At 57.0% G+C, this 17,637-nt stretch carries 12 protein-coding genes; 2 read left to right on the top strand and 10 right to left on the bottom strand.

The window, feature by feature from the left end; genetic code table 11:
• Window positions 1–61 precede the first annotated feature (61 nt).
• From FOI68_RS07100 to FOI68_RS07080, 5 genes are all read right to left on the bottom strand, one after another.
• Entirely contained in the window at window positions 62–1,024 is a 963-nt protein-coding gene (locus FOI68_RS07100) for a 2-hydroxyacid dehydrogenase (protein WP_143862743.1), read from the bottom strand.
• A gap of 36 nt (window positions 1,025–1,060) precedes the next feature.
• Window positions 1,061–2,371 (bottom strand): MFS transporter, encoded by a 1,311-nt coding sequence (locus tag FOI68_RS07095; RefSeq protein ID WP_029098866.1) that lies wholly within the window; start codon window positions 2,369–2,371, stop codon window positions 1,061–1,063.
• A 371-nt stretch (window positions 2,372–2,742) separates the two neighbouring features.
• On the bottom strand, window positions 2,743–4,095 hold the full coding sequence (locus FOI68_RS07090; RefSeq protein ID WP_143862742.1) for a sensor histidine kinase: 1,353 nt from the start codon (window positions 4,093–4,095) through the stop codon (window positions 2,743–2,745).
• Complete coding sequence (locus tag FOI68_RS07085; protein WP_143862741.1) at window positions 4,092–4,814, bottom strand: response regulator transcription factor; 723 nt, start codon at window positions 4,812–4,814, stop codon at window positions 4,092–4,094. Before FOI68_RS07085 ends, FOI68_RS07090 begins: the two co-directional genes overlap by 4 nt.
• A gap of 180 nt (window positions 4,815–4,994) precedes the next feature.
• Window positions 4,995–5,693 carry a hypothetical protein gene (locus tag FOI68_RS07080; protein WP_143862740.1) on the bottom strand — a complete coding sequence of 233 codons (699 nt, stop codon included), beginning with the start codon at window positions 5,691–5,693 and terminating at the stop codon, window positions 4,995–4,997.
• Window positions 5,694–5,908: 215 nt separating this feature from the next.
• Here FOI68_RS07080 and FOI68_RS07075 point away from each other — a divergent pair, with 215 nt between their 5' ends.
• Window positions 5,909–7,447 (top strand): NAD(P)H-hydrate dehydratase, encoded by a 1,539-nt coding sequence (locus FOI68_RS07075; protein WP_143862739.1) that lies wholly within the window; start codon window positions 5,909–5,911, stop codon window positions 7,445–7,447.
• 165 nt (window positions 7,448–7,612) lie between these two features.
• Entirely contained in the window at window positions 7,613–9,544 is a 1,932-nt protein-coding gene (locus FOI68_RS07070; protein ID WP_143862738.1) for a sigma-54-dependent Fis family transcriptional regulator, read from the top strand.
• A 57-nt stretch (window positions 9,545–9,601) separates the two neighbouring features.
• Here the strand turns inward: FOI68_RS07070 and FOI68_RS07065 are convergent, their stop codons facing one another.
• The 5 genes from FOI68_RS07065 to FOI68_RS07045 form a co-directional block, all read right to left on the bottom strand.
• Window positions 9,602–10,108 (bottom strand): acetone carboxylase subunit gamma, encoded by a 507-nt coding sequence (locus FOI68_RS07065; RefSeq protein WP_029098860.1) that lies wholly within the window; start codon window positions 10,106–10,108, stop codon window positions 9,602–9,604.
• A 27-nt stretch (window positions 10,109–10,135) separates the two neighbouring features.
• Window positions 10,136–12,406, bottom strand: a complete 2,271-nt coding sequence (locus FOI68_RS07060) for a hydantoinase B/oxoprolinase family protein (RefSeq protein WP_370512110.1) — start codon at window positions 12,404–12,406, stop codon at window positions 10,136–10,138.
• A gap of 60 nt (window positions 12,407–12,466) precedes the next feature.
• Window positions 12,467–14,608 (bottom strand): hydantoinase/oxoprolinase family protein, encoded by a 2,142-nt coding sequence (locus FOI68_RS07055; protein WP_143862737.1) that lies wholly within the window; start codon window positions 14,606–14,608, stop codon window positions 12,467–12,469.
• 441 nt (window positions 14,609–15,049) lie between these two features.
• Entirely contained in the window at window positions 15,050–16,063 is a 1,014-nt protein-coding gene (locus tag FOI68_RS07050) for a cytochrome d ubiquinol oxidase subunit II (RefSeq protein ID WP_029098857.1), read from the bottom strand.
• An 8-nt stretch (window positions 16,064–16,071) separates the two neighbouring features.
• A complete protein-coding gene (locus FOI68_RS07045; RefSeq protein WP_065066585.1) occupies window positions 16,072–17,427 on the bottom strand; it encodes a cytochrome ubiquinol oxidase subunit I in 1,356 nt (451 codons plus the stop codon).
• Between the last annotated feature and the right edge of the window lie 210 nt (window positions 17,428–17,637).

Below are 17,637 nucleotides of genomic sequence, written 5' to 3'. Positions count from 1 at the left end.
GACAAAACTGAGTTTTATCATTTGTGTACAACCCGGCCATTCCTCGCACGTATCCACGCCTTCATTCGGTGACGAGATTGGGCGGCCGTTTCCCGTGCACGGCGGCGACGAGATTCTGCGCCGCCAGCATCGCCATGGCCAACCTCGTCTCGCGTGTGGCCGATCCGATATGCGGCAGTGTCACGACATTGGGCATGCGGAGCAGCGGATTGTCGGGCGGTGTCGGTTCCTCTTCAAACACGTCGAGTCCGGCGCCCCAGATCCGTTTCTCCTGCAGCGCTTCGATCAGAGCCGCTTCGTCTACCGTCTTGCCGCGCGACGTGTTGATGAAGATCGCAGTCGGTTTCATCAGGGCGAACTGCTCGCGGCCCATCATGCGCGTCGTCTTCTCGGTCAGCGGGACCATCAGGAGGACGAAATCGGACTGCCGCAGGAGGTCTTCCAGGGAACGGTAGGTGATCCCCAGCGTTTGCTCCGCTTCCGGCTTTCGTCTGCGATTGTGGTACAGCACATTCATGCGAAAGCCGTACACGGCCCGTCTGGCGATCGCTTCGCCGATTCGGCCCAGGCCGATGATGCCAAGCGTTTTGCCGTGCACATCCAGTCCGAAGAGCCACTCGTCGTGTTTCCTCTCCCATCTGCCGGCCTTGACGTGCCGATCCAGCTCGGGGATTCGGCGGGCAGCGGACAGGATCAGCGCAAAAGCCAGATCGGCCACCGTCTCGTCCAGTACGTGCGGCGTGTTCGTCCCCATCACGTGACGCCGTTTCATCGCCTCCAGGTCAAAATTGTTGTAGCCGACGGAGATATTGCTGACGACTTTCAGCTTGGGCGCATGCTCCAACAGTTCGCTGTCGATCCGCCCGCCGACCGTCAACAGCCCTTCCGCATCGGCAATCTCCCGCAGCAGTTCCCCGCGGGGAATCGGTGCGTCCCCCTCCCACTTTCGGTATTCGCAGTGCTCCGCCAGATACGCTTCCACTTCCGCCGGGATCGGCGCAGCCACATACACGTACGGCTTCATGTCCATCCTCCTCACACGGTGTTCGCAAATTGTCGGTCAGGCCTGTTTTTCCTCAATTGGATTCTTCACGATCAACCAGTAACACAAGGCTGCGCATCCGGCGATCAATCCTCCCGATACAAAGGCGAGCACATACGAACCGGTCGTATCGACAATCATTCCGGCGACGACCGGTGAGAACGCGCCGCCAAAATAACCGCCAAAGTTTTGAATGGATCCGACCGACGCCACCATCGACGGAGGTGCGATGTCTCCGGCAAGCGCCCACGCACTGCCGGTAATCGCCGAGATAAAGCAGAGCGCCAGCGTCATCAGCGTAAGCGTTATCACAATGCCGTGCACAAAGGGAATGATCACGACGACGACGGCGGCAGCCAGCGCGCAAATGCCGATCAGCATCCGTTTTGCGTGAATCGGCGCGGCGATTCCCTTGTCCGCCAGTTTCTTCGTCAGATACCCGCCGAAGATATTGCCGAAGATGCCGCCGATCCACGGAATGCTGGCGTATATCCCCAGTTCTTTCAGTGAGATATGGTGAACTTCGACCAGATAGAGTGGGAGAAAGATGAGAAAGATGTTCCAGATCCAGATGGTGCAGAAAAAGCCGAGAATCATGCCCCACACGCTTCTGTATGTAAACAAGGTGCGCCATTTGATGCTGGATTGCTGGATGCCCTGCTCGGTTCCGGCCCCGTCCGCCTGGATGTAGGCCCGTTCTTCGGGGGACAGTTTGCGGCTTTTCTCCGGATTTTTGTAAAAGATGAGGAAGAAGATCACAAACACGATACCGATCAAGCCCGTGATGTAAAACAGCGCCCGCCAACCGAAGCTGATCAGCAGGAACACGAGGATCGGAGGAGCAATCGCCGGACCCCATTTGGACGAGGAGTCCCAAATCCCTGTAGCCAGGCCCCGTTCTTTTTTCGGGAACCAGTACGACGTGATCTTGGCCGCCGTCGGGAAACAGGGAGCTTCTCCTATGCCGAGCAGGAGGCGGGCGCCAATCAGGGAAGACATTTTACTCACGGCACCCGTCATGAACGTCGCGAGACTCCACCAGATCACGGCGATGGAATACACTTTTTTGGCTCCAAACCGGTCAATCAGCCATCCCGAAGGAAGCTGCATCAGCGCGTACGACCAGGAAAACACCGTTCCCAGGAGCCCGATATCCGTTTTGCTCAGCCCCAGTTCCTTCATCATTTCCGGCGCGGCGATGGACAAGTTGGCCCTGTCCAGATAATTGATGATCCCGCCGATTAACAACCACATCACGACCGTCCAGCGAACATTGTGCCTGGCCTGCAGGGAATGTTCTTCTTTTGGCGACAAGAGCGGCGAACTCATGGGGCAACCTCCTCAGTAATGAGATTTTGTTTTATAATATAAAACTTTGTTTTACAATATTGGCACATTGCAGGCACAGCATCCTGTCCGCAGACAGCCGTGAGCGCACTAATTGAAAGCGCTGTCATTATAGAGGAAACGGGTAACCTTGCGCACGCGGCCGCACCGGTTCTGTTTTATCATGTAAAACTGTGTTTTTCTTTCAGTTTATTCGATATTTTTTGTTAATACATATACTATCGGCCTCCCGAGATGATGTCAATGAATTTTTTTCCTTTTCTTCAGCTCTTTCTGCCGCGGGCCTGGAGAATCCGGCTGGCTTCCCTGATATGGACAGCCGGATTCACTCCAAGCGGCATGCCGCATGACACTCAGCCGTGAAGCAGCGGCATCCTGATCCGAAAGACAGCACCCGTCCTCCCATTCCCTGCCTCGATGGTGCCGCCCGATCGTTCGACAATCGCTCTGGAAATGGCCAGCCCCAGACCGGTTTCCCCGTTTTTCCCCTTCACGAAGCGATGGAACAAGTTGGGGAGCAGGTCGTCCGGGATTCCTTCTCCGTCGTCGATGATGTCGATCAGCACGTGCCGGTTTTTTTCCTCGATGCTGATCTCGATGTGTTCCCGTGCATGCCGCACTGCGTTTCCCAGGATGTTCAGCACGGCTTGCAGAAATTTCTCGCTGTCGACGTTGATCCGGGGATTCGCTGCGCCGCACCTCACAGCAATGTCCACACCGTTTTGCATCATCAGCGGATGCAGCCGCTCCACCGCTTGATGCACCAGTTCCAGAACGGAGACTTCGGACGGATGGAACAGATCCTCTTCACTTTCCAACTTGGCGAGAAGAATCATTTCCGTCACGATGTTTTTCAATCGCGTGGTCTCTTTCACGATCACATCCAGTCCCTGGCGTGCGGATTCCCCTGTAAAGACGCCATCCCGTATGCCCTCCGCGTACCCTTGAATCGACATGAGCGGTGTCTTCAATTCATGCGAGGCGTTTTGAAAGAACTGCTTTTGGCTGCTGTGAAACCGATCCAATTCCTGCGCCATAAAATACACGCTCTTGGTAACCTCGGCGATCTCCCCGCTGGCCGGAATCATTTCCACCTCGGAAAATCGGCGGCGCTGCACTTTCTTGATCTCCTCCGTCAGCCTGCTCAGGGGGGTGACCAGGCTCCGCGTGATGAAGAAGCTGAGGATGATGGCGCAAATCGCCCCGAGCAGCAGACTTGCCATGATATTGCCGGTCAGTTCCATCCGCAACTCCTTTAGGCCGCGAACCGGCGTTGCCAGCAGCAGCCTCTGGTTCTCGCCGTTTTTCAAGGGAAGCGTCACCACGATATAGTCATCGCTGCCAATCATCCAAATGTTTTTATCCTGTCTCTTCTTCGCCTTCCGTTCCAACTGATCGATCCATTGATCCAGACTGGCCGACGGAAGCGTGGTGTACAGCACTTTTTTTCGTCTCCCGAGGAGCAGGATCTCCACCTTTCGATTGGAGACAACCAACCTGCTCAGCTCCTGGATCTCTTCCGGCTTGATCGTTTCGCCGGATGCTTTCACCTTTTCGATCCACACCTGGCCTTTCAAGGCAAGCTCTCTTCTTTGCTGCTCAATCAGGTTTTCCAGGAGGAACGAATTGATCAGGTAAGCGGATACCCCGGTTACCACAATCAGCAAGAGGCCAAACGCCAGCGTGATCCGGTACAGCAGTTTCATTTTGCCTGCTCCTGTGGATCCCGCAGACGGTATCCAAATCCCCAGACCGTGTCCAGTGGAATCCCGTCCAATTTTTTGCGCACCCGTCTCACCAGGTCATCGACGACGCGATCACTGCCGAAATAGTCGTCTCCCCACACCAGCGCAAGCAATTCTTCCCGGGAAAACGCGCGATTGGGATGGTCGGCAAAGAGACGCAGCAGTTGAAACTCTTTCACCGTCACCTCCACTTCTTTTCCCTGCCAATAGACACGCCGTTTTTCCGTATCAAGCAGAAGAGCAGGAACCTCTTCCCTGTCTGCGGCAGCCTCCTTGTCCTCATTCGGCGCTGTCGTCGAACGATTCCTCATGTATTCCCAGCGGCGCAGGGATCGGTTTACCCTGGCCACCAGTTCGCGCGGACTGAACGGCTTGGTCAGGTAGTCATCGCTGCCCAATTCCAGTCCGAGAATTTTGTCTACCTCTTCGTCCCGTGCGGAAATCATGATGATCGGGGTTTCGGTCTCCCTCCGGATGCGGCGGCAAAATTCATACCCGTTCATACCCGGCAGCATGATATCCAGCACCCAAAGATCGGGCGGACGGGTTTCCCACAGACGAAGCGCCTCTTCTGCCGTCTCCAGTCCGACTGTCTGGTATCCTTCTTTTTGCAGATACGCCTCGACGATCTGGCGAATGTTGGCATCATCATCCACAATGGCAATTTGGTAGGGTTTCATGCGACTTCCTCCGCCATCTGATAGATTCACCAGCTATTGTACATCAAAATCGGGAAGGAACCGACAAAACCGGACGTTTTCCCATACATCCCACACTTTTCCCATACTTTCTTTGGGGAAAAGGCAAAAACCGGTTCCGCGGTACCGGAACCGGTGTCACATGCATACAGACGGGTACACCTATTTTAGAATCTCATAGATTGCCTGTTTCTGAGACAAAATCTCTGTTTTCACGGCGTTCAACTGCTCGAGAAGATCGGCTGCATTTCCCAGGGCGTCTTTCCATTCCGTTTCCTGGCCGTTCTTGTAAGCCTCTTTTGCGTTCTTCATCGTCTCTTTTATGTCGGTACGGAGTTCGACAACCTTTTGGTGATTCGCCTTCTTCTCTTCCCGGATCGGCTTCACTTGGGATTTCGTCTCCTTCAAAGCGCTACGCAGCTCTTTGACCTGCTCCCACTGCGATTGGATCGGGGCCAGCTTCGCTTCAATCGCTTGATGGTTCGCCTCCAATTCCGCTTTGATCTCGCGAATCCGCTCCTCATCTTTTGCTTGCTTGGCCTCTTTCAGTGCGGCTACGAGTTGTTTGTTTTCTTCCCGCAGCGGCTTGATTTCGTTCAATACGCGTTTCACGGTGTCCCGTACCTCTTGGGGAACGCCGCTCCGCAGGGCTTCCCACGCCGCCCGGTTCTGCTCTCCTTGGGCCTTGAGCTGGGCGTTCAACTGCTTGCGCTGTTCCTGCAGCGTTTGAATCGCCTGGTATTCCGGGGTTTGCTTCCATTTTGGCTGCGCATCCGACTGCTCTTCCGCATGGATGATCCCCACCCCATAGACCAGCAAACTGGTCGTGAGCAGCGATACGGAAAGGATTTTTTTCATCATCATCCACACTCCTTTGATTTGATCTTGCCTTGCACGTCCGATTGTAGGGAAAGAATGCCGGGAAAGTTCGGAAAAACTATGGAAAAATCGTGAAAAGAGTATGGGCCGTTCATCGCTGGAGAACCCGCCACACAGGCAAAATCGACCATCAAATCCCCTTCCCTGTGGTATGATGGGGTCACACGCAGTCGTTTTGGGAAAGGAGTCCGCGATCCATGTATGTGGTAACCGCCGAAGAGATGCGAAAGATGGACCGGCATGTAATCGACGTGATCGGCATTCCGGCCGCCGTGCTGATGGAAAACGCGGGCAGCGCCATCGCCCGCGACGTCCAGGAGTATTCCCGCACCCACGGGATGGACAAAGGGAAACGACCACCCCGCTGGGCGATCCTCGTCGGAAAAGGGAACAACGGCGGCGACGGACTGGTGGCGGCGCGGCATCTGATGGAAAGCGGCGTAGACGTCACCCTCCTTTTCGCACAATCGCCGGAACAGTTGACAGGGGAGGCCGCGCGGCAGCAGGAAATCGCGCGGCGATTGGGGATACCCGCCATCGTGTACGGCACTTCCCCTGTGGATTGGCGCTCATTTGACGGAATCGTCGACGCGCTGTTGGGGACGGGCAGCAAAGGCGCTCCGCGCGGCCCCTACGCGGATCTGATCCGGGAAGCAAACGCGAGCGGGCTGCCGATCATTTCCGCCGACATTCCCAGCGGTCTGGACGCGGATACCGGCGTGCCCCACGATCCCTGCATTCAGGCCGCGCGCACGGTGGCCCTCGCTTTTCTCAAACGGGGGCTGGTTCAGACAGGCGGCCTGGACAAGGCGGGAGAGGTCGTCGTACGCCCCATCGGCATCTGGCCGTCACTCGCCGACACATTCGGCGTCCAAACCTTCCTGCTCGACGAACAATTGTTTCGCGAACGGTTCCGGCTGGACCCGCGATTGCCGCGTCAAGCCGACACCCACAAGGGAACCTACGGACACGTGCTTGTCGTGGCAGGCAGCCGAGAGATGAGCGGGGCAGGGCTGCTCTGCAGCAAAGCGGCGCTTCGTGCAGGCAGCGGGCTGGTGACCTGGGTAATGCCCGACGCACTCCTCCCCGCGCTGATCGGACATGTGCCCGAAGTGATGCTGGCCGGGCTTCCCGGGGAGTGGAATCTGCCTGAAGCCCGGGTAAAGCTGATCGCGCTGGTCCGCAGCCGCAGCGTCACCGTCATCGGCCCGGGGCTGGGACGCTTTCCCGGCGATGCGGACTGGCTGCGCATGCTGTGGGAGGAGACGAACGGTCCGCTGGTCCTGGACGCCGACGCCTTGAACATGCTGGCTGACGCTGACCACTTCTCGTCTTGGCCGAAGCGCGAAGCACCCACCATCCTGACCCCGCATCCCGGAGAGATGGCCCGACTTGCCAAAGTGGCGACAAGCGAGGTACAGCAGAACCGGATCGAGCTGGCCCGCTCCTACGCCCGCCGCCATCGGCTGACGCTGGTGCTGAAAGGAGCCGGTACGGTGGTCGCTACACCGGACGGCCGCGCGTACATAAACCCGACGGGCAACCCCGGCATGGCGACCGGCGGCGCCGGCGACGTCCTGGCCGGAATGATCGGCGGCCTGCTCGCCCAAGGACTGCCCGCCGACCACGCAGCCTGCCTCGCCGTCTGGCTCCACGGTTCCGCCGGTGATCGCGCGGCAGCCAAGCGGCCGTCGGGGTATTCGCTGATTGCGGGGGACATCCTTGAGGAATTGTAGCGGATGACATGCGGAGAAGGGGGAATCATGCCCCCTTTTTCCCCTTTTCGACAAAACCAAAAGCCGGGAGGATCATACAAAATTTACAAAACGATATATTGTTGAAATTATTAGAATTTTGGTATAATATTGCTCAGTTCGTACATGTTCATTGGGGGGATAGTTATGACCAATCCGTATATAGCTATTCACTCAATCAGCAGCATCCACGAAGCATTGCAGAAGCTGGAAGAGGTGTGGAACCGCTTTGTTTTCGAAAAGCGCGAACCGCCGGACATGAGGATGAATGTGTACCAATCGTGGAAGCGCTGTCAAACCAAAGGCGTCAACCCTCTCCAAAAGCAGGCCTCCATCGTAATGACTGACGATGAATTGGTTGATTGGGTCAACCAGTCCCACCTCTCCCAGGTTTCCCTGCCCATCCTGCAGGATTTGGCTCGACAGATCGAAGGCACCCACTACCTCATCACCCTGTGCGACAACAAAGGAAGAATCATTCACGTCCAAGGAGAACAGCGGATCTTGCAGAAAGCGGAACGCATGAATTTTGTGCCCGGTTCTGACTGGAGCGAAGAATCGGCCGGAACCAATGCGATCGGGACCTGCATCGCGGCGAAACAGCCGATCCAGATTTTTGCCTACGAGCATTTTTGCGAAGGGGCCCACCCCTGGATCTGTTCAGCCGCCCCGGTTCAAGATCCGCTGACCGGCCAGTTGTTGGGTGTGATCGACTTGACCGGCCCCTGCGATTTGGCCCAACCCCATTCCCTGGGAACCGCGGTGATGACGGCGAAAACGATTGAACAGCAGTTTCGGGAGGCTGCCCTGGAAACGCGCCATTATCTGAAGGCCTGTTTCCTGCAGGCGGAGGAAAAGCGGAAACACGCCCCGATGATCATGCTGGACGAAGCATTGCAAGTGGTTGCCGCGACTTCCAGCGCCCTGTCCCTGCTGCAGTTGGAAGACAGGCGGGCGTTTTGGGCACGATCCGACCTGTCTCCCCTGAAGTCCGCCTTGCTGACCCTCAACGACCCGCAAGCCGATTTCTATTTACCCACACCGCAATTGACCATCTCCATCGAAAACGTGTACAAGGACTGCAAACGGGTCGGCTTCCTCCTTCATTTCCACAAATCGACGCACCATCGCCCATCCATTCCCGTGCCCGCCAATCATTGGGCGGACATCATCGGCGAATCAAGCGTATTGAACAACGTCGTTCTCAAGAGTCAAATCGTCGCGCCCACCAATGTCCCGGTATTGATCACGGGAGAAAGCGGCACCGGCAAGGAACGGTTCGCCCGCGCGATCCACCTGGCCAGTCCGCGTCATCGCGCGCCTTTTCTCGCGATCAACTGCGGAGCCATTCCGAAAGAATTGATCGCCAGCGAATTGTTCGGATACGAAACCGGCACCTTTACAGGCGGCAATCCGAAAGGAAAAACGGGAAAATTTGAAGAAGCGAACGGCGGGACCATCTTTCTCGATGAAATCGGTGAAATGCCGCTGGATTTGCAGGTGTTCCTGCTGCGCGTGCTGCAGGAAAAGGAAATCGTCCGCCTCGGATCGTCCAAGCCCGTTTCCGTCGATGTGCGCATTATCGCCGCCACCAACCAGAATCTTGAGCAACTTGTCAAGGACGGAAAATTCCGCTCCGACCTGTATTACCGGCTGAATGTGGTGCAGTTGGCGCTCCCTCCCCTGCGGGAGCGGGGCGACGATGTCCTTTTGTTGTGCAGCCACCTGATCCAAACATTTGCGCAAAAACACGGCAAGCGGGTGACCGCCGCAGATGATGAGGTGCTGGCGTTCCTTCGCAGCTACCATTGGCCGGGAAATATCCGGGAACTGGAAAACGCAATCGAGCACGCGGTTCTGTTTACCGCCGGGGAGCGCATTCACCTGTCCGATCTGCCCGGCTATTTGCTGCTGGCAAACAGGGCGAACCCGTCGACATCTCCCTTGGAGCAGGAAGAAAAACGGCTGCTCGCCCAATTGTTCCGGGAGACGAACGGAAACTTGTCGGAAATCGCCCGACGCTGCAACATCGCCCGCACCACCCTGTACCGGAAATTAAAGAAATACAACATGCTGTAAGCCTTGTACGCAAAAAGCGACGATCTTTGCGAAGATCGTCGCCTTTTGTCTGTTGTGCTATCCCACCTTCGGCTGCGGCACGGGACGTCCGAGCCATTCTTCATAAAACGCGTCGATGTCGGGCTCGAAATCCTTGATGACCGGATACCAGGGCGTCACGTTTTCCACTTCCAACTGCACGCCGCATGACGGGCAGTAGTATTCCCGGATCACCTGCCACTGCGGGTCGGGCGCCAGCAGTTTGGGATACAGTTCCTCCAGCTTCTCTTCCGTATCCCGGACGTAAATGAGCGCATGCAGTTTCCAGTTGTCCCGGTAGTCGCAGAATTCGTGGCCGCAATCGCACTTCACGATGCGGTCGCCGCTTTCTTTCTGCACGATGTACAAGTGCAGGCCGGCCGGGAGGAGAATCCGGTCTTCCCACGGCACCCGTTCCTGCAGGATGCCGAGATAGGTGTCAAACCGCTCGGGATCTTTAAAATGGGAGAGCATCTCCTTCAGTTTGAAAAAATCAATCGTGCCGTCGATCAGTTCTTCAATCGTACGCTTGTCGTATTTGGGCATGGCTCAACCTCCTTGGCTCCCCTGTCGCTATTGGATTTGATTGCGGGCCCCGAATACCGGGATGCCCAATTCGCTTTCCTTGATGATCCACTCTTCTGGCAGATCCCAGAACTCCTTGAACTGTTTGGTGAATTTCTCGCTGAGGGCAAAGCTGCCGGCGTACATGTGACGAACCTGAATGGCCGCCTGCTTGTTGAGAATGTTCTCCCTCTCCTGCTTCATCCATTCGCGCGTGGGTTTGCCGCGCTTGATCCGCTCTTTTCTGATTTCGGCCCGGCGCTGTTCGGTCTTCACCTCATCGACCACCCAGCGGCCTTTCTGGTCCTGGGCGATGACGGCACCGTACACTTTCTCTGCATAGGCCGGCAGCAGATGACCTTCGTTCAGGTCGGTTTCGATCGCTTTCGGATTGCGCTCGAGCGGATCGCCAAAACCGGGGCCTCCCCGCAGGTAATTCAGATACAAGTCGTAATTGTCAAAAATCTCTTCGGTTGTGATCGCCTGCTTGTCACGTTTGATTTCTTTGGCGGTGATCAGTTTTTCGTACTGCGGATTGCCGGGGTCCGGATCTCCTCCCAACGGCAGCGGCAGTTTCTTTTCGATCAGTTCCTTGATGTTGGTCCCGTGCGCTTCGAACCGGTACCCGGAAGCGGCCGGATAGCCGCCCATCAGGCCGCAATCGCTGGACATGTAGCCATTGCCCATGAAGAACATGGTCCAGTCCTTGGCTCCCCAGACCATCCGCAGGGTTTCGTACCCGTTTCCTCCCCGGTATTTTCCGTATCCGCCCGTGTTCGGCTTGATCGACCGTCCGAGGTACAAGAGCGGTTCGGCCAGCTCCCAGATTTCCATGTCCCCCATGTCGCCTTCGGGATTCCATACGGCGGCGGCGTGATCGATACCGTCCTTGACCGCACTCGCCCCGACGCCTTCTGCTGCCGATTCGAAGCTGTTGACCGCGTGGTTTTCATGAAACTGGTTGTACCCGCCGCCCTGCAGCCAGTTGCTGGTATTCGCGTTCCCCGCGTTCACTTCTTCCAGATAGCCGCGGGCAAAATAGGTCCGGCTCAGCGAACGCCACAGCGGGCTCCAGGCGGAAACGAGGAAATGCCAGGCGTAGCTGTGGGCGGTGCGGATGTCGTCGGGATTCAGCCAGGAGCCGTAGGGCAGGCCAAACCGGCTTGCATAATAGGCGCCGTCGTTGACCCGGTCGTTCGGGATCAAGGTTTGGGAGAGCATCACCCAGATCCCGCTGGTAATCGAGACCGGCGTCGCGTTGTAGCTGTGCCAGCCCCAGCGGTTGACCCCTTCAAAGTCGATTTCCAGTTTCCCGTCCTTGTGAATCGTCATCTCGGACGGGGCGTGCATGATGGTGTTTACCCGCGCATACGGCGGCACGTCCAGATTTTGATAGGGGACGTCAACGAACGAAACGCCGCGGTATGTGCCCGGAATGGTCATCGACTTCACCTGGTTGATGAACCCGCGCCGGCCGTCCTCGATCACTTCCCGGATAAACTGTTTGTACGTGTCAATGCCTTCCTCTTCGATGATCTGCAGCACCAGGTCGCGGATCATGTGGCAGCCGGCGACGCGGGTCCGTTCATCCAGCAGCCAGTATTTGGTCGTGCGGACGGAGCGCTGGCTCTCAATCAGCCAGTCTTTCAGCAGCGTGTCGTTTTTGCCGATTTTTCGGCAGGCCACCTGATAGCCGTCATCGTATCGCGTCACGGGCCCGACCGTCATGCTGCCGGGAGCGGTGGCCCCGACATCGATCACGTGGGTGACGCCGCCCACCCAGCCGACCAGTTCATGTCCCCAGAAAATCGGCACGATGGTGTGCACGTCGCACGGGTGTACGTTGCCGATCTGGCAGTCGTTGTTGCAGAAGATGTCGCCCGGTTCGATGCCCGGATTTTCCTCGTAGTCGTTTTTGATCATGTACTTGATCGCAGCGCCCATCGTTCCCACGTGGATGATGATGCCCGTCGAGGTCACGATGGAATCCGCTTCCGGCGTGTACAGGGTAAAACACAGTTCCCCTTCCTGTTCGACGATGGGGGAAGCGGCCACCCGCTTGGCCGTCTCGCGGGCATGAACCACACCTCCACGCAGTTTCGCGAATATTTTTTCGTACCGAATCGGCTCCGATTCCTTGAACGGCAGTTCCTTCAACCCGGCATAATGACCGGTTTCGCGGCTCAGCCGGTCAATTTCTTCCCTCATTTGTTTGAGCGTTTTTCCATGAAAGCCGATCGGACGGCGGGCATTGTTTTGAACCAACCATTCACTCTGCACATTTGCCACTTCCAATCCCTCCTCCCATTTTTCTCAAGCCAATGGCGCCATCGATTGCGCTCATTTGGGTTCTTTCAGGTGAAAGATGCGGTGGCGATCCAGACGCGTCTCATACCCCGGCGGAATGACAAACGTCGTCGCGGACGATTCCAGGATGGCAAACCCCTTGATCCGATTGCCCGCTTTCAGTTTTTCCATTTCCCAGATGTCGGCCGTCGTCCACTTCCCTTTCCAATACACAGGGCGGGTGCCCAGGTACGCGTCCTGCGGAGGCTGTTCGCCGCCGAGCGGCTCTTCCGGAATTTTCGGCTTCGGCACTTCGACGATCCCGCGCACAATCGCTCCGGTCACCGAGTAGCCCAGTTCGGGGGAACGGGCGGCTTTCGCATACACGCGGCCGTACGTCTCCTCAAAGGTGTGAACCAGCACATTCCAGTCTTCCACCGTGCGCAGTGTCTGGATCGGCGATTCGATTTCCAGGTCGTTCAACTGCCCCTGATACTGCATGCGGAAGTAGAAGCGGAATTCGACCTGATTGCGCGGGAATCCGTTTTTCTCAAATTCGTCGGCCACTTTGTCCATCAGTTCCACCCATGCCTGCTGCAGTTCGCCGATCGCGTCCGTTTTCTCCTGTTCGGCCGCGGCCGCGTTTACATTGATGTCCAGCGTTTTGTCGTAGCGGTACTCGAAATCGGCCGCCCCGCATCCGAAGGCGGAAAATCCGGCAGCCCACGCCGGGACCAGGATGTCCTCGAAGCCAAGCCCTTTGGTGTAGCCGGCCGTGTGCAGCGGTCCGCCCCCGCCGTACGAGAAGCACACGTATTGGGAAGGAGAGTACCCCTTGCCGAGAATCATCGATTCCAGGTAATTGCGGAGCTGCGACTCCAGGAGATCGATCACTCCGTAGGCGGCGTCCTCCACCGTCAGGCCGAGCGGATCGGCGATTTGTTCCTTGACCGCCTGGTACGCTCGCTCCGGATACAGTTTCACCTCTCCTCCCAGGAAATTGTCGGGATTGATCAATCCGAGCACGACGTGGCAGTCGGATACGGTAACGGTTTCAATGCCGCCCGCCGGATTGCACACGCCTACCCGGTATCCGGCGCTGTCCGGCCCCAGCGTAATCGACTTGAAGTTCGGGTCGATCCGGACGAAACTGCCGGCACCGGCCCCCACCGTATCCATCGCGACCAACGGCAGAGACAGGACCAGGCGTGCCATGTCCGGACTCGTATTGATGCTCAGATCCCCCTGCGTGATCAGCGCCATGTCAAAACTGGTCCCGCCGATGTCCGAACACGCGATGTTGCGGATGCCCAGGTGCTCGCCCAAATACTTGGCCCCCACAACGCCGCCGATCGGTCCCGACACCAGCGTGCGGGCCAGTTCATTCGCCCGGTAGCTGATCGTTCCGCCATGGCTGGCCATCACCCGCAGGTCGAATTTGGCCCCTCTCTCCTTGACCCGCTTGTCGATCTTCAGCAGCGTTTCGCGGGACGGATCGGCCGCATACGCCTCGATGATGGTGGTATTGGTTCGGTGCGACTCCTTGCGCAGCGGGTAGTAGTCGACCGACGCGAAAATCGGCACCTCTTGGCCCCGTTTGTTCATGATGGCCTTCGCCATGTCGCGGACCTTGCGCTCATGCGCAGGGTACTTGTAGGAATGGAGGAAGCTGATGACGATGGCTTCCACCTGCTGATCCAACAGCTCGACCACCGCTTGTTCCACTTCGTGTTCATACAGCGGAATCACCACATTGCCAAACAGGTCGACCCGTTCGGTGATCCCCCGTGTCAGCTCCCGCGGTACCAGGGGCGGGTCGTAGCGGTGTGTGTTCAGATGCAGGCGGTCCGAATACGAGTACCCGAGATAAGCCTGAATGGCTCTCCCCATCCGGTGGAAGTCTTCCATCCCTTTGTTGACGATCAGCCCGACGCGCCGTCCTTTCCGGGAAACCAGGCGGTTGAGCATCGCCGTCCCGGAATACACGCCCGCCACCAACTGGGGGAACGCCTCTTCCACCGTGGTGTTCCAGTAGGAGAGGGCATCACGCGCCGAGTTCAAGAGGCCGATCGACTCGTCGTCAGGGGTGGACTGCGCCTTGCCGACCACAAATTCCCCTTTGTCGTTGATGATGAAGGTGTCGGTCATGGTGCCTCCGGCGTCGATCGCGAGAATTTGCGCATTAATGCTTCCCATGTGGTAAATCATCTCCCTTCCATCCATGAGTCGTTGATTCGTTCACACAAGAGGCCCGCTCTTGCTGCATCTACCTACAAGCACAAACGATGCCAACCCTGGTCCGCAGCCATGCATGGAATTTCCGCGTTCTGCGGCAGGGATTTTCCGCGCGGAGACAACCGGCCTCCTCTTCCGCAGATGGAGCTGCCTGTAGCGATTCGCTACACGTGTTCGCTACACGGGTGAACAGCTCGTCCACTGTTTTCACACCGGCTGCGGTCTGCCCGTTCCGCTATCCTCCGTGTGACGGGTTTCGTGCACCGGCGGACTGCCGGAGAATTCCCCCACGCCGCCGAATCGCGTGCACCGGGCTGCCCGCGGCGCGCAAAAAAAAACAGCCGGCACTCCACTCAGAGCGCCGGCTGCCTGTGTTCTGTTCCCTCACGCTGCCCGCAGATCCTACTTCCTCCCCTGCACGTAAGTCGCGCTGAAAACAAACAGCCGCATGAGCAAAAACAAGGACGGAATCAGCAGCAGAATGCCGCCAACAAAGGCCGCAATCAGCGCCACGCCCATCGCATCGCTGGTCACCCCCGATTCCACGGTCAGATAGGGATACAGCAGATACGGCAGATGGGAACGGCCATACCCGAAGAATGCAAAGGCAAACTGCAGCATGACAAAGAGAAAGGCGGTTCCGTACCATTTCCGCTGGATGATCAACGCCAGCGCAAGGAGAAAGCAGGCGAGAGAAGCCATAAACATCCAACTCATGGAAAGCATCCGCTCAAAATGCTCGGGATTATGGGTACGGATCGTAAAGAAGGCGAGGAAACTCACAAAGATCGTCGGCAGGCTGTTGTACAGGGCAAACCGGCGCAGCACCTCCCGCGCCTCCGTATCGTTCGCCCGATCCGCATAGTAGGTTAAAAAGGACGCGCTGATGAACAGAACGCTGACAATGGCCAACAGGACGACCACCCAGGCGTACGGGCTGCGGACAAGCTGATGCAGAAGAAGTTCCACGCGCTGTCCGTCGACCGAAATAAAACCACCCTCGGAGATCGTCAACAGCGTGGCCAACGAAGCCGGGATGAACAGCCCCGTCACTCCATAGACAAACAGGTACACCGTGTTTTTTCGCGCTCCGTAATTGGCAAACGCATAGAACGACCCCCGAATCGCGATCAGCAGCAGCGCCACGCTTCCGGGAACGAGCAGCGCGACGCCATACATGTAGGCGACGTCCGGAAAAAAGCCGATGACCGCATACACGAAAAAAATCAAAAAGACATTCGTTACCTCCCACACCGGGGACAAATACCGGTCAATAATCGCGTTGATGATGTGGTCGCGTTTCGTCAGCTTTCCGTAAAAGGAGAAAAACCCGGCACCAAAATCAATGGAAGCGACGATCAGATACCCGTACAGAAAGATCCACGCGATGGCAATGCCAATCTTGTGCAGTTCCATGGCGCCCCCTACAAGATGATTTTTCTGGCTTCCAGCTCCACTTCCGGTGGTGTTTTGCGGAACAATCGAACGAGCACGCTCGTCACCAGCACGGCCAGGAATACATACAGCAAGACAAACAACACAAGCATTTCAGGCAGGTAAGCCGCCGGAGTGACTGCTTCGCCCGTTCGCAAAACCCCCCGCAAAATCCACGGCTGCCGGCCGACTTCGGCAAAAATCCAGCCGCACTCCGTGGCCAGCACGGCAAACGGGCCGCCAGCCATGATGGCGGCGAGGACGGGACGATTGTATCTCGAAAACCGCGTCAGTTTGCCTCTCTTCTGCAAAAAGGACAAGCCGACAAACAGGAACGACACGACAAACAAATACGCCCCCAACCCCACCATCAGGTCGAAGAAGTAGTGCACGTACAGCGGCGGCCAAAGCTCGCGGGGAAACTGATCCAGCCCGATTACCTTCGCATCGGGGGTTCCTTTCGCCAGGATGCTTAACAGCAGCGGGATGCCCAACGCATACTCCGTTTCCAAGGTGTCTTCGTGTAAAATGCCGCCGACAATCAGCTTCGCCCGGGCTCCTGTATGAAAATGCCACTCCCCTGCGGCCAGTTTTTCCGGTTGGGATTCGGCCAAAAATTTTCCGGACCAGTCTCCCATCACCGTATTGAGAACGGAAAACACCAAGGCAAGGAGCATCGTAAACCCGAGCGCCTTTTGATAGTACTCATGCTGTTTCTTTCGATAGAGGTGATACGCGGCGATCGCGGCCAACACGAACGAGACCGTCAAAAACGCCGACGACAGCACATGAGCCACCTTCGACGGCGCAGCCGGATTAAACATGGCCTGCCACGGATCGATCGCGGTGATCACGCCGTTTTCCAGCCGAAAGCCTTGGGGCGTATTCATGAACGCATTGACAGAGGTAATGAAACAAGCGGAACCAACCGCCCCCATAATGATGGGAACAGACAAAACCCAATGAAGCCACGGGTTTTGGAAGCGATCCCACGTGTACAGGTACATCCCCAGAAAAATCGCTTCAAAGAAAAAGGCGAATGTCTCCAAAAACAGCGGCAACCCGATCACCTTGCCAGCGAGCTGCATAAAACCCGGCCACAGAAAGACAAGCTGCAGCGCGATGCAGGTCCCCGTCACGACTCCCACGGCAACCGTGATCACATACCCCCGTGCCCATCGTCGGGCCAGGAGAAGGTAATGGACGTCTTTTTTCCACAACCCGACGAATTCCGCCAACGAGATGCACAGGGGAATTCCCACCCCCATCGTCGCGAAAATGATGTGAAAGCCCAATGTAAGCGAGGTCAGCAGTCTGGCTGCGATCACCTGGTCAAATGCAAACACGGTTCTTCTCCTTTCGTTTATCCACGCATCCACTTCATGAGCAAAGCAATCAGCAAGAGAAAGGAAATCCCGAAACAGAAATAAGCCAGCCGAATTTCTTGCTTGCGAAAGGACTGCATGCCTGGTTCCCTCCCATCCGCTGCCTTATTTTTCCCAATCCCGCTCCCGTTATGCAGGAATTTCCATCTCCGCCTCTTGCCGGTTCAGCCT

The organism is Brevibacillus sp. LEMMJ03 (assembly GCF_007197875.1).
In the GTDB taxonomy this organism is placed as follows: Bacteria; Bacillota; Bacilli; order Brevibacillales; family Brevibacillaceae; genus Brevibacillus; species Brevibacillus thermoruber.
Note: the sequence above shows the minus strand (reverse complement) of the source record. Positions and strands in the feature narration are given on the sequence as shown.

Bases quoted from the DNA above. Each gene is read 5' to 3' on its own strand.
- FOI68_RS07090 (WP_143862742.1), bottom strand. From the start codon at position 4,095: ATGAAACTGCTGTACCGGATCACGCTGGCGTTTGGCCTCTTGCTGATT.
- FOI68_RS07085 (WP_143862741.1), bottom strand. From the start codon at position 4,814: ATGAAACCCTACCAAATTGCCATTGTGGATGATGATGCCAACATTCGC.
- FOI68_RS07075 (WP_143862739.1), top strand. From the start codon at position 5,909: ATGTATGTGGTAACCGCCGAAGAGATGCGAAAGATGGACCGGCATGTA.
- FOI68_RS07080 (WP_143862740.1), bottom strand. From the start codon at position 5,693: ATGATGAAAAAAATCCTTTCCGTATCGCTGCTCACGACCAGTTTGCTG.
- FOI68_RS07055 (WP_143862737.1), bottom strand. From the start codon at position 14,608: ATGGGAAGCATTAATGCGCAAATTCTCGCGATCGACGCCGGAGGCACC.
- FOI68_RS07100 (WP_143862743.1), bottom strand. From the start codon at position 1,024: ATGAAGCCGTACGTGTATGTGGCTGCGCCGATCCCGGCGGAAGTGGAA.
- FOI68_RS07095 (WP_029098866.1), bottom strand. From the start codon at position 2,371: ATGAGTTCGCCGCTCTTGTCGCCAAAAGAAGAACATTCCCTGCAGGCC.
- FOI68_RS07050 (WP_029098857.1), bottom strand. From the start codon at position 16,063: ATGGAACTGCACAAGATTGGCATTGCCATCGCGTGGATCTTTCTGTAC.
- FOI68_RS07070 (WP_143862738.1), top strand. From the start codon at position 7,613: ATGACCAATCCGTATATAGCTATTCACTCAATCAGCAGCATCCACGAA.
- FOI68_RS07065 (WP_029098860.1), bottom strand. From the start codon at position 10,108: ATGCCCAAATACGACAAGCGTACGATTGAAGAACTGATCGACGGCACG.